The sequence below is a fragment of the Frankia sp. AvcI1 genome, from assembly GCF_001420875.1.
GTDB lineage: Bacteria > Actinomycetota > Actinomycetes > Frankiales > Frankiaceae > Frankia > Frankia alni.
Genome location: NZ_LJFZ01000017.1, coordinates 51,418 through 63,700, shown reverse-complemented (window position 1 = coordinate 63,700; position 12,283 = coordinate 51,418). Strand labels below are relative to the sequence as shown.

The 12,283-nt window shown below is 73.0% G+C and carries 6 protein-coding genes and 11 pseudogenes; 11 read left to right on the top strand and 6 right to left on the bottom strand.

What is annotated here, in order from left to right; all coding sequences use genetic code 11:
• Positions 1–1,896 precede the first annotated feature (1,896 nt).
• Complete coding sequence (locus tag UK94_RS18065) at positions 1,897–2,190, top strand: hypothetical protein (protein WP_235488493.1); 294 nt, start codon at positions 1,897–1,899, stop codon at positions 2,188–2,190.
• 53 nt (positions 2,191–2,243) lie between these two features.
• On the opposite strand, the gene UK94_RS18060 is transcribed toward UK94_RS18065, so the two are convergent.
• Positions 2,244–3,272 carry a PHB depolymerase family esterase gene (locus tag UK94_RS18060; RefSeq protein ID WP_235488491.1) on the bottom strand — a complete coding sequence of 343 codons (1,029 nt, stop codon included), beginning with the start codon at positions 3,270–3,272 and terminating at the stop codon, positions 2,244–2,246.
• Between the two features lie 473 nt (positions 3,273–3,745).
• On the opposite strand from UK94_RS18060, the pseudogene UK94_RS56695 reads away from it, so the two are divergent.
• From UK94_RS56695 to UK94_RS18050, 5 genes and pseudogenes are all read left to right on the top strand, one after another.
• Positions 3,746–4,160 (top strand): annotated as a pseudogene (locus UK94_RS56695) (response regulator); the annotation flags it as partial.
• Position 4,161: 1 nt separating this feature from the next.
• Positions 4,162–5,200 (top strand): annotated as a pseudogene (locus UK94_RS56690) (FAD-dependent oxidoreductase); the annotation flags it as partial.
• 1 nt (position 5,201) lies between these two features.
• Positions 5,202–5,464 (top strand): annotated as a pseudogene (locus UK94_RS56685) (fused response regulator/thioredoxin-disulfide reductase); the annotation flags it as partial.
• A 43-nt stretch (positions 5,465–5,507) separates the two neighbouring features.
• A pseudogene (locus UK94_RS56680) lies at positions 5,508–5,651 on the top strand (histidine kinase); the annotation flags it as partial.
• 1 nt (position 5,652) lies between these two features.
• Positions 5,653–7,001 (top strand): ATP-binding protein (locus UK94_RS18050; RefSeq protein ID WP_235488489.1); only part of this gene is annotated, 1,349 nt, incomplete at its 5' end.
• A gap of 188 nt (positions 7,002–7,189) precedes the next feature.
• On the opposite strand, the pseudogene UK94_RS18045 reads toward UK94_RS18050, so the two are convergent.
• The 5 genes and pseudogenes from UK94_RS18045 to UK94_RS18035 form a co-directional block, all read right to left on the bottom strand.
• A pseudogene (locus UK94_RS18045) lies at positions 7,190–8,177 on the bottom strand (glycosyl transferase); the annotation flags it as partial.
• A 1-nt stretch (position 8,178) separates the two neighbouring features.
• A pseudogene (locus tag UK94_RS56675) lies at positions 8,179–8,572 on the bottom strand (glycosyl transferase); the annotation flags it as partial.
• 25 nt (positions 8,573–8,597) lie between these two features.
• Positions 8,598–8,656 (bottom strand): annotated as a pseudogene (locus UK94_RS74240) (hypothetical protein); the annotation flags it as partial.
• Position 8,657: 1 nt separating this feature from the next.
• The coding region (locus UK94_RS18040; RefSeq protein WP_268761437.1) for an SDR family oxidoreductase at positions 8,658–9,362 on the bottom strand (705 nt) is incomplete at its 3' end.
• Between the two features lie 133 nt (positions 9,363–9,495).
• On the bottom strand, positions 9,496–9,741 hold the full coding sequence (locus UK94_RS18035; protein WP_041939026.1) for a DUF2630 family protein: 246 nt from the start codon (positions 9,739–9,741) through the stop codon (positions 9,496–9,498).
• Between the two features lie 118 nt (positions 9,742–9,859).
• Between UK94_RS18035 and UK94_RS18030 the strand changes: the two are divergent.
• The 5 genes and pseudogenes from UK94_RS18030 to UK94_RS56660 form a co-directional block, all read left to right on the top strand.
• Positions 9,860–10,653: pseudogene (locus tag UK94_RS18030) on the top strand (NADPH:quinone oxidoreductase family protein); the annotation flags it as partial.
• A 1-nt stretch (position 10,654) separates the two neighbouring features.
• The coding region (locus UK94_RS56670; RefSeq protein WP_235488487.1) for a zinc-binding dehydrogenase at positions 10,655–10,909 on the top strand (255 nt) is incomplete at its 5' end.
• Positions 10,902–11,438 (top strand): annotated as a pseudogene (locus UK94_RS18025) (helix-turn-helix domain-containing protein); the annotation flags it as partial. The gene UK94_RS56670 and the pseudogene UK94_RS18025, both read left to right, overlap by 8 nt.
• 285 nt (positions 11,439–11,723) lie before the next feature.
• Positions 11,724–11,974 (top strand): annotated as a pseudogene (locus tag UK94_RS56665) (PAS domain-containing protein); the annotation flags it as partial.
• Between the two features lies 1 nt (position 11,975).
• A pseudogene (locus tag UK94_RS56660) lies at positions 11,976–12,283 on the top strand (diguanylate cyclase); the annotation flags it as partial.

The following is a 12,283-nucleotide window of genomic DNA, read 5'->3' as shown; positions in this document are numbered from 1 at the left end:
GTCGTTGGCGGCGCCGATCGCGGCGACCTCCCCGTCCGGGGAGATCGCCAGTGAGTGCGGCGGGCTCGGTGTGACCTGGCGGCTGACGGCCCGTGGCCGGTGGGGATCGCGGACGTCCCAGAGGCGGATGGCGGAGTCCGAGCTGATGGTGATCAGGGACCCGCTGCGGATGAACGCGACGTCCAGGGCACGGCCGTTGTCGACCTGACCCAGTCGGGTGGGTCGCCCTCCCTCCNCCACGTCCCACACGGCAAGTCCTCCACGTGTGCCGACGGTCGCCACCATCCGCCCGTCGGCGGAGTACGAGGCGGATCNCACNGGGCCGCTCGGGACGAGCGTCACCGCGCCGCCGGCCGGCGCCGGCGGCAAAACGTCGAAGCGTGTCGAGCTACCGTTGCGCCCGTCTGTTCCGTATGTCCCGGGATCGGTGATCGGCGCCGCCGCAACCGGGGTAGAGCCGATCTCNGCGGCCCGCTCCAGCGCGATGGCGGGGGCGGCCGCCCGGTGGTCGGCACGCAGCAGACCGATCTGCCAGAGGCCGGCGGCCACCGGCACCAGGACAACGAGGATCACAGCCAGGAACAGCAGTGAGCGCGACGGCGGCCGTTGCCGGGCCACCGCTTCCGTGGTCGTCGCACCGCGCTCGACGAGCGACTCGTCCCGGGCCGGGGGTGCCGGGNCCAGTCCGGCCGGCCGTGGTTCATCGCCGCTGGCGTCGGCCCCGGCCCCGGCGCCCCGTCGCTCCCCGGGTCGGTCGGGCGCGGCGGACACCGGGCTGGCGGCGGACACCGGGCTGGCGGCGGACACCGGGCTGGCGGCGGACACCGGGCTGGCGGAGGGCGGGGGGCAGGCGGAGGGCGCGGGCTGCGTGGGTGCCGGCCGCGCGGAGGAGGCGATCGCCGCGCGGATCGTGGCTCGGGCTGTCTCGGTCGGCACGTAGGCGTCGAGCAGGCGTTCGACGGCGGCGTCCAGCCGGCGGGCCTGGTCCTCCAGTTCCCGGGTCCGTTCCTGCTCGCGGAACAGATGCATCTGCAGCTCGACCACTTCGTGGCTCTGATCCGTGGCACGTGCCCGCAGCCGGGCGAGCTCCGTGAGGGCGGCGTCCCGGTCCTCGGTGAGCTGGTCGCAGCGGCGGAGCGCCTCCTGCTCACCCCGGACCGCGTCTCGAAGCTCGTGGCCGAGCTGTTCGAGGGTCATCCGATACCGGGCGTTCTGCTGGCGGACATCGGTCAGGTCGTCGATCTCCTCGAGCGGGGTGGGCACCCGGACATCCCGGATGTGACCGCGATACCTCGGTGGCGGACTACCCCCGCGGGCGGCCCGCCACAACCCGGCCAGGTGGGCCACCTCCTCCGCCACCTCGTCCGCGGGGAGGCAGGCATGCGCGACGTCCCGCACGTAGGGCCACTCCGGGCCCCGGGCATAGGGCGGACGCCCCCGGAACTGCCGGGACAGCTTCTTGTCGTCCAGCGTGGCCAGTGAGAGCTCCGGATGGACCTCCCGAACGTGCGAGAAGAGGTTCGTACGCGAACCGTGCGCCGAGCTGATCAGCTCATCCAGCCGCTCCACCAGGGCCCGCACAGCGGGGCTCACCTGCGGATCGCTGCTCGTCTTCGGGGGCGCGCCGCGTCTGGCCCGCCGCACCGAGCCCTTGCTGCCGGGTCCCACCACCACCGCCGCCCTCCGCGAAAATCCGGGATTTTCACAGGATTCTCACAGCGAAAAATTTTCGCAGCCAGCTCGAAAAATAATCTGTGATGACCTGGAGGTCGGCCGGGCGAGCCTCGTTCTTTCTTTCTCGCGAGCGGTTTTCGCCTGAGAAAAGAATCGCCCGGCGCTCGACGCGTCGGACCGCCGATCCCACCTCGGCCGCGGACACGGAAGGACCTCGCCATGATGCCCGAACTGCTGCTCATCGTCACGATGTCCATGACGATCGGGCTGGCCTGCACCCGGACGCGCGGGACCCGGGCACGCCATCCGGCGGTGCTCGCGATGCACGGGGCCGCCGTGGTGACGGTCGTGGTCGTCGCGGGGATGTTCCTGGTTCGCCTCGGCCTGGTTCCGACCGGCGACCTGCTCACCGCGGTGTGGGCGAACCTCACAGTGCGCGTGGCCGAGGAACGCCTTTCCTTCCGCCGGCCACCGCAGATCGAGCCGCCGGACGCCGGCGCGACCAGCGGCCGCTGATGGCGTCCGGACCAGCCGGGGCGCCGGTTCGGGTGGACGGGCCGGGGCCGCCGTCAGGTGGGTGGGGCGGCGCGGTGGGCGGTGAAGAAGTCGAGGATGGCGCCGGTGGCGTCGAAGGTCTGCCCCGCGGGTGAGTCGCGCGGGTCGCGCCGGGCCTCGGGGCTTGCCGGCCACAGGTGGGTGCCGCCGACGACGGTGTCGAACAGCACCTCGCTACCGCCCACGCAGTCGACGTAGCGGCGGGTGACGATCCCGGGGGCGGGCTGTGTGGTCAGGGGGGCCGGGTTGCAGTCGTAGCGGTCGGCGTAGCCGCGGACCACCTCCGAAGCCGCGGGCACGCGGGTCGAGGAGCCCACCACCACGCCGCCGCCGTAGGGCACCGACGGGTCGGCGGTGCCGTGCACGGCCATCGTCGCCGGCGCACGACCGGCGGGGCAGCGGGCCTCGAAGGTCGACGAGACCATGGCCACCGCGGCGAACCGGGCGGACCGGCAGACCAGCGCGGCGGCGAACTCGGCGCCGTTGGAATGCCCGGTGGCGTACACCCGCCGGCCATCGACGCAGAACCGGGACGACAGGTCGGTCAGCAGGGCGCCGACGAAGCCGACGTCGTCGGCCTTGCCCGGTTCGCCCAGGGTGTTCCATCGGCGCGGCGTGCCGAGCGCGTCCGGGGTCACCACGACGAAGCCGCGCCCGGCGCCGACGACGCCCAGCCGCGACCGCTGTTCCTCCAGCGCCGCGTCCGCCTTGAATCCGTGGAAGTCGAACACGACCGGATAGGCGAACCGCCCGTCGTAATCCGCGGGCACCGCCAACCGGTAGGAGCGCCGAACCCCGTCGTGAACGAGAACGTGCACCCCGCCGGGCAGCGGAACGCGGCCGGTGGACGCCGGGCACGCGCCGCCAGCGGCCTGGCCGGCGAGGCCCGCGGCCAGCCGCAGTGGCGGCACACCGCCGACCGGACCGACGGCGACGCCGGGGCGGTCGGGCAACACCGCCACGGCCACCGACAGGACCGCCGCCACGATCGCGACGCCCATCACGGCATGCGGCCATCTACCCACCGTCGCTGTCCGGATCATCAGACCACGGTACGAACCAGGCCGGACGGATGCGCCGATCAGCCATGGACATCTGCCCGACAGCCGGACGCGGACGGNCGACCATCTCGAGCACGCCCGCGAGCAGGGACTGCTGGCCTACGGCTTTTCGATCCAGAGATCGTAGGGCAACCTGTGATCCGCACGGTCCGAAATCGTGGGGGATCGGGCGGTAAGCGGCGAGTATCCGCACGAGCTAACGCACCGGCAGGCGAAACCCTAGACTGGTGGAATGNGGTGGTGCCCGGACGACACCGGATCCGCCTCCTCGCCGAGGGGTCACCCTGTGTCCGCGACCGGCCGGCCGTCGGCGACTCGATCGCCCGATCGACCTCCACCAGAAACGCGGTCAGGTCCCGTCTGCCCGTCGTCTGACGGCCCGTGAGCCGGGCTCGATCGCTTCGCAACCGACCCACCGGCACCGCGCCAGCCACCGATCTCCCCGGGGGGCACCCATGACGTCCGCATCGGCTCCGCCCACGCCCGGCGCCGCGGCGGCGCCCGGTTCGAGGCCGCCGGCCCGGCCGGCGATCCTCACCGTCGACGACGACCCGAGCGTCTCCCGCGCGGTCGCCCGCGACCTGCGGCGCCAGTACGGGGAGCGCTATCGGATCGTGCGTGCCGAGTCCGGGTCGCAGGCGCTCGACGCGCTGCGGGAGATGAAGCTGCGCGGCGACCGGGTCGCCGTGCTGCTCGCGGACTTCCGGATGCCGGCGATGAACGGCATCGAGTTCCTCGAGCAGGCGATGGACCTGTACCCGACGGCGCGCCGCGTGCTGCTCACGGCGTACGCCGACACCACCGCGGCGATCGACGCCATCAACATCGTCGATCTCGACCACTACCTGCTCAAGCCGTGGGACCCGCCGCNGGAGAAGCTCTACCCGGTCGTCGACGGTCTGCTCGACGCCTGGCTCGCCGCCGACCACACCCCGGTCACCGAAACGCGCGTGGTCGGGCACCGCTGGTCGGCGCGTTCCTACGAGGTACGCGACTTCCTCGCCCGCAACCAGGTGCCGTATCGCTGGTACCTGTCCGAGGAGCCGGAGGGCGCGCGGCTGCTGGCCGCGGCCGAGGCGTCCCCGGACACCCTGCCGGTCGTGATCACCCCCGACGGGGTGACGCTGACCGATCCCACCGACGCCGAGCTCGCCGGCCGGGTCGGGCTGACCACCTCCCCCGCCGCGGAGTTCTACGACGTGGTGGTGATCGGCGGCGGCCCGGCGGGCCTGGGCTCGGCGGTGTACGCGGCCTCGGAGGGGCTGCGCACCGTCCTGGTCGAGCGCACGGCCACCGGCGGGCAGGCCGGCCAGAGCTCGCGAATCGAGAACTACCTGGGCTTCCCGGACGGCGTGTCCGGCGCCCAGCTCACCGACCGGGCTCGGCGGCAGGCGGTCAAGTTCGGCGCGGAGGTCCTCACCGCGCGCGACGCCGTCACGCTGGAGGTCAGCGGCCCGGCGCGCACGGTCCACTTCGACGACGGCCGGCAGATCTCCGCCCACGCCGTCGTCCTCGCCACCGGCGTGTCCTACCGGCAGCTCGCCGCCCCCGGCCTGGACGAGTTCACCGGCCGCGGGGTGTTCTACGGCTCGGCGCTCACCGAGGCGCCCTCCTGCGCCGGGCAGGACGTCTACATCGTCGGGGGGGCGAACTCCGCCGGCCAGGCGGCGATGCACTTCGCCCGGCACGCCCGGCGGGTCACCATGGTGGTGCGCGGGTCGTCGCTGGAGGCGTCGATGTCGCACTACCTGATCCAGCAGATCGCCGGGGTCGAGGCGATCACCGTGCGGACCTGCACCGAGGTCGTCTCGGCGGAGGGCGACGGTCACCTCGAGCGGCTCACGCTGCGCGACAACGCCAGCGGCGAGACCGAGACGGTCGACACCCAGTGGCTGTTCATCTTCATCGGCNCCGCGCCGCGCACGGGCTGGCTCGACGGCGTGCTGACCCGCGACGAGCGCGGGTTCGTCCTGGCCGGGCCGGACCTCGTCGTCGACGGCCGCCGCCCGCCGGGCTGGTCACTCGACCGCGACCCCTACCACCTGGAGACGTCGGTGCCGGGGGTCTTCGTCGCCGGCGACGCCCGCGCCGAGTCGGTCAAGCGGGTGGCCTCGGCGGTCGGTGAGGGCGCCATGGCCATCGCGCTCGTCCACCGCTACCTGGAAAAGCGCTGAACGACCTCGCCACAGCGTTGACGGCGACACCGAGAGGGCGATCATGACACCGGTTCCCTGCGACGTCGACGAGCTGCGCACCCTGTTCCTGTTCGAGAAGCTCACCGACGACCAGCTGACCTGGCTGTGCGAACGCGGGCACGCCGAGCTGCTCGAGCCGGGCCCGGTCTACACCGAGGGCGCGCCGNCGAGCTGCTTCTACGTGCTCATCGAGGGTGCGCTGGTGATGTCCACCCGAGTGGGTGCGGACGACGTCGAGGTCGTGCGCTCCTCCCAGCGGGGGGTGTACGCCGGGGCCTGGCATGCCTACCTCGGCGACCGGGTGCCCCAGGTCTACAAGAACTCGATGCGGGTCACCGAGCCCAGCCGGTTCTTCGTCCTCGACGCCGACGACGTGGCCACCGTGATGCGCGAGTGGTTCCCGATGGCCCTGCACATGCTCGAGGGCCTGTTCTTCGGCATGCAGAACACCCAGCAGGTCGTCGGCCAGCGGGAGCGGCTGCTCGCGCTGGGTTCGCTGTCCGCGGGGCTGACCCACGAGCTGAACAACCCGGCGGCCGCGGCCGTGCGGGCCACCTCGGCGCTGCGCGAGCGGGTCGCCGGCATGCGGCACAAGCTCGGCATGATCGCCGCAGGCCCGTACGAACGCACCGAGCTGGAGGTGCTCATCCGCCTGCAGGAGGAGGCGGTGGAGCGGGTGGCGAAGGCACCGGCGCTCACCCCGATCGAGGTCTCGGACCGCGAGGATCTCATCGGCGACTGGCTGGACGAACGCGACATCGGCGACGCCTGGGACGTCGCGCCGATCTTCGTGCAGGCCGGCCTGGACGTCGCCTGGCTCGACCACGTGGCCGGCTCGGTGCCGGCGGGTGTGCTCGACGGCGCCGTGCGCTGGCTGACCTACACCGTCGAGAGCGAAATGCTCATGCGGGAGATCGAGGACTCCACCACCCGGATCTCGACCCTGGTCACCGCCGCCAAGCAGTACTCCCAGATGGACCGGGCGCCGTACCAGACCGTCGACATCCACGAGCTGCTCGACAGCACCCTGATCATGCTGGGCCGCAAGATCGGCGACGACGTCGAGATCCGCCGGGACTACGACCGCTCCCTGCCCGCGATCCCCGCCTACGCCGCCGAGCTCAACCAGGTCTGGACGAACCTGATCGACAACGCCGTCGCGGCGATGGACCACCGCGGCACGCTGACGGTGCGGACCTTCGCGGACCACGACTTCGGCGTCGTCGAGATCGGCGACTCCGGTCCCGGCATCGACCCCGCCATCCGGGACCGGATCTTCGAGCCGTTCTTCACGACGAAGGCCGTCGGCGAGGGCACCGGCCTCGGTCTGGACATCTCCTGGCGCATCGTGGTGAAGAAGCACCACGGCGACCTGCGGGTCACCTCCACCCCCGGCGACACCCGCTTCCAGGTCCGCCTCCCCCTCACCCCCACCCCCACCGCCACCGCCGCCACCGCCACCGACGGACCACCCGAGGGCCCGCCCGCCAGCCCGCCACAGTCCAAGCAGACTTGAATCCGCCCACCAAGATTTCAAGTTTCCGGCCCTAAACTGGACGCACCTACCAGGCCGCGAGCAACGCGATCGGCAAGCTGGCGGAACTCGCCATCCTTCGGGAGCGAACCGGCCGGCAGTACGGGCGGATCTTCGAGGCCCCCGAGGTGATGGCAGTCCTGCAACGTGTGACGTGATGACCCGGCCGGTCAGGGTCGGGTGGGAAGGCGCTCGGTCCGGTTGGGGCCGCGAGGGAATCGTCCGCGAGTGGGTTGGGGCGGCAGGAGGGTGCCGAGCCGGGTGTCGCTGGTCGACGTGGCCGCGTCCGCGAGCTGCTCCAGCAGGTCGGCGGCCTTCTCCTCACGGCCGGCGCGCGCGATCTCGGCCTGCAGGCGGCGCGCCCCCGTCGCATAGCGGGGGTCGGCGAGCACCTGACGGACGGCCGTGCGGATCTGCTGCGCGGTCGGCGTCTGGGTACGCAGGTCGATGCCGACACCGGACCACGCCACCCGGGTGTTGACCTCGTTCTTGTCCTCGGTGCGACCGGCGCCGACGATCGGCACGCCGTGCGAGAGCGCGAGCTGCGTCCCGCCGTAGCCGCCGTTGGTGAGGAAGACGTCGACGTGCGGCAGAAGCTCCTCGAAGGGGATGAAGCGTTCGACCCGGGCGTTGCCCGGCAGCGTCCCGAGCCCGGCCGGGTCGGCGCCGCCGGTCACGGCGACCACCAGGACGTCCGCGCCGGCGAGCGCCTCCAGTGCGGGGCGGATCAGCTGATCCGCGTCGGTCGCGACGGTGCCCTGGTTGACCAGCACGACCCGGCGGGCCGCCGTCAGTTCGGGCCACCAGGCCGGCGGCTGCCAGGCCGGGTCGGCCAGCGGGCGCGGCGGCCCGACAAAGCGCACCTGGGGCGGCAGATCCGAGACGGGATACTCGAAGCCGGGCGGGCTGAACTGCAGGTAGGTCTGGCAGACCAGCGGATACTCGAACACCATCTGGGCGGTGGGCGCCAGGCCGAGCTGCCGGCGGACGTCGTTGACCGCGGCGGTCATCGGCCGGTACACGACCCGGCGCATCAGCTGGTCGAGCGCGCGGTTGCGCAGCCGTCCGAGCGGGCCGGCGGACGGGGCGAGCCCGAGGCCGAAGGGCGCCAACTCCCGGCTCGGAAAGCCGAGCACGGTGATGCCGAACCCGGCGAACNCCGGGCCGCCGAGTTCCTGGATCAGCGCGGCGGCGAGGAAGGCGGTGTCGCCGACGATGACGTCCGCGGGTTCCCGCTCCAGCAGCGCGCGCAGATCCCGGACGTGTCCGGGCAGGGGAAGGGCGAACCCATGAACCATCTCGAACTGCAGCCTGCGCAGTCCGGTGCGCCTCTGGTGGCCGGGGAACCGCTCGTTCAGGTCGAGGACGCTGAAGTCGTTGTGGTGTTCGCTGATGGGATGAAAGGCGGCGCCGGTGGCCGTGATGGCGTCGGCGAATGCCGCACCGCCGTACCACCGGACGCTGTGGCCGCGTCCCACCAGAGCCCGGGCGACCGGGTAGGCCGGGGCGGTATGGCCTACGCCGGGAGTGGTGGCGAACAGAAAACGGGCCACGGAGGTTCACCTTTCGGATGGACCGTCAGGCGACCGGGCTCAGGCCACCGTCGAGGTTGACGGCCGTGCCGGTGATGTAGGCGGNCCGCGCGGAGAGCAGGAAGGCGACGAGGTCGGCGAACTCCTGCGCCCGGCCCACCCGGCCCAGCGGGATGTTGGAGTCGCGGCCCATCCGCGCGTAGAGCTCGTCGATCCCGATGCCCTGCGCGGCCGCAGCCCGGTCCCACTGACCGCTCTCGACCATGCCGATGAGGATCGCGTTGACCCGCACGTTGTCCGGGCCGAACTCCTTGGACAGGGCCTTGGTGAGCGCGAGCCCGGCGGCCCGGGTGACCGACGTCGGCATGGAGCCCGCCCCCGGCGTCCGGGCGGTGATCGACAGCGAGTTCACGATGCTGCCGCCGCCCGCCCGGCGCAGGTGCGGCAGCACGAGCCGGGACGCCCGGACCGCCGCGTGCAGCTTCAGGTCGAGGTCGCCCTGCCAGACCTCGTCGGTCTGGCGTTCGAACGGCCCCGCGGAGCTGGCCCCGGCGTTGTTGACCAGGGCGTCGACGGCGTCCCACCGCTCGGTGGCGGCGGCGACGAACCGTTCGAGGTCGGCCGGTTCGCGGACGTCGGCGACCACCGGCAGGACCTCCCCGCCCGCACCGCCCGCACGGCCAGCATCGCCCGCCGCCTCGGCGACCGACCGCAGCCGCGCCTCGTCCCGACCGCAGAAGGCCACCCTGGCCCCCTCGGCGGCCAGCGTCCGCACCAGGGCGGCGCCGAGGCCGTCCGAGCCGCCGGTCACCAGCACGACCCGGNCCGCAAGCTGCAGATCCATCCCGCTCCTCTGTTCGCGGCCGCCGTCCTGCCAGCCACCCCGCTGACGCCGGCCGTCCCGCTGACGCCGGCCGCCGACGAAGACCGCCGTCCCTCTGTCCCTACTGAAGGTAGTGCTCGACCTGGGAGACGCTGCCCGGCTCGGCGCCCTGCGGATCCTGGCCGGCGTCGCGCCGGGCGCGGCGGCGGCGCAGCAGATCCCAGCACTGGTCCAGCGCCTGCTCGAGGCGCTCGAGGCGCTCGTGCTCGGTCTCGGCGTCGATCTCGCCGCGGGCGCGGCGGCCCCGCAGCTCGTGCTCCTCGGCCACGAGGGCGCTGACCTGGGCGTAGATCCGCTCGTCGTCCACCCGCCCACTCAATCACGCCGACCCGAGGCCGTGGGACCGGACCACAAAGCGGACGACCTTCGCGGAACGTGATTCTCGGAATGTGAGCTGGCATACTGCTCGCGTGGAAATCGCGAGGATGCGAGCCGCGGTGTGTCATCGGCTGGGCACACCGGACGAGATCACGACCGAGCTGGTACCCAGGCCCGAACCGGGGCCTGGCGAGGCGTTGATCAGGGTACACGCGGCGGCGGTGAACCTGCCCGACGTGCTCATCGCCGCCGGCCGCTACCAGGTGCCGGTGCCGCCGCCGTTCACCCCCGGCAGCGAGTTCGCGGGCGTCGTCGTCGGCGTCGGGCCACAGGTGACGGGCGTCCGGGTCGGTGACCGGGTGGCCGGCGCGGCGATGAGCGGCGCGTTCGCCGAGTACGTCGCCGCCCCGGCGGAGTCGCTCATCCCGGTGCCGGCCGGGGTGGATCTCGCCACCGCCGCGGCGAGCTGGGTCTGCCACCTCACCGCCTACCACGCGCTGCGCTCGATCGCAGCCATCGCGCCCGGCGAGCGGCTGGTCGTGCTGGGGGCCGCCGGCGGCGTCGGGCTCGCCACGGTGGAGCTGGGCGCGCTGCTCGGCGCACGGGTGATCGCCGCGGCGTCCAGCCCGGAGAAGCTCGCGGCCTGCAAGGAGCGCGGCGCCGAGCACCTGATCGACTACGAGCGCACGCCGTTGCGCGACGCGATCCGGGCGGCGGCCGGCGGCGCGGACGTGGTCGTCGACCCCGTCGGCGGACGCTTCGCCGAGGCGGCGCTGCGCACCCTGGGCTGGGGCGGGCGGTTCATCACGGTCGGCTATGCCAGCGGGGAGATCCCGCGCATCCCCCTCAATCTGCTGCTGTTGAAGGGCATGATCGTGCGCGGCTTCGAGCTGCGCACCTTNCCCCGGTTCGAGCCGGAGCTCGCGGCGCGGGACCGGGCCGAGCTCGCCGAGCTGCTCGACACCGGCCGGGTCGCCCCGCTTATCGGCGCCCGCTTCCCGCTGGCCGACACCGGCGCCGCCCTGACCCACGTCGCCGAACGGCAGGCGATCGGAAAGGTCGTCCTGGAGATGACGGCCGGCGACGACACCGGGGACGACACCGCCGGCGAAGACCAGGACCGGCGGCCGGGGTCGGCGGGCGAGATCGATGGCTGAGGCGGCCGTCGCCGCGGCGTCCGACCAGGTTGACCGAACCGGCCAGCCCGGCCAGCCCGGCCAGCCCGGCCAGCCCGGCCCGCCCGGGGACGTCACGCAGGCGCAGGTGCGGCGGCTACTCGACGCGGGGCTCACCCTGCTGATCGATCGGGGCACCTCGGAGGCGGTGCGGGTCGCGGACATCGTCGCGGCCGCGGGACTGTCCAACAGGGCGTTCTACCGCTACTTCGCCAGCAAGGACGACCTGGTCGCCGCGATCGTGGACGACGGGATGCGGCGAGCCGAGTCCTACCTGCGGCATCTGATGGACCGGGAGACCTCGCCGGAACGCCGGCTCCGGGCGATGATCGCGGGCTTTCTCCGCCAGGCGACGGACCCCGTCATCGGCGCGGCGACGCGGGCCGTGCTGGCGCAGTCGGAGCGGTCCCGGGACGTCGCCGGCAGCGCCGCGCGGGCCGCACTGGACATGATCGCCGGACTGGCGGCCGACCCGCTGGCCGAGCTGGGCGTGGAGCGTCCGCGGGACAAGNCTCGGCTGGTCGCCATCACGCTGTCCGGTGCCGTGCAGGACGTGCTCTGGGGTCGCCACGAGCGGTCGTCGCGGGCGGAGGAGGTCGCCGCCTACTGCCTGGCCGGGGTACGGGCGCCGGTCGACGCCCGCTGAGGCCACGACCACCTCCCGTCACTGCGGAGCAGACGACCACGTTGCGTCACCATTCGCTGGTGGCGGCACCGCATGGGGGCGCGGCCGCCCGGGTATGGACAAGGCCGGGCCGCAGGGGTGGGTCGGGCCGCACGGGGTGGGTGAGGAGTCTTGGTACAGGAGCGTGCGGACCTCTTCGAGCTCCTGAACCTTGCGGTGACCGTGACGGATCTTCGCACCGGACGCCTGCGCCGGGCCAACGCGGCGGCCTGCGACCTGCTCGGCCGTTCCGAGGACGAGCTGGTCGGCACGTACTGGCAGGACGTCACGGTGCCCGAGGAGCGGGCGCTGTGGCACGAGGAGATCCACCGGCCCGGACGGCACGACCCGCCGTCCCGGCGGCTGGTCCGCCTGTGGCGCCCNGACCACAGCACCGTGCACGTCCTCGTCACCTCGGCGACGGTGCCCGGACCGGCGGGACGGCAGATCCTCAGCCAGCTTCAGGACGTCTCCGACGAGATCACCGCGAACGACCGGCTGCGCCTGATCCTGGACAACACGCCGGTGTCGATGTTCCTCGTGGACCGGTCGGGATTCGTGCTCGCCAGCGAGGGCCTCATGGACGCGACGCTGTCGCGTCTCGCCGAGCACCCCGACGTCTCGGTGTTCACGCTCTTCGAGGACCTGCCCGACGCCCTCGGCCTGCTGCAGGCCGCGCTCGCCGGGCGTCC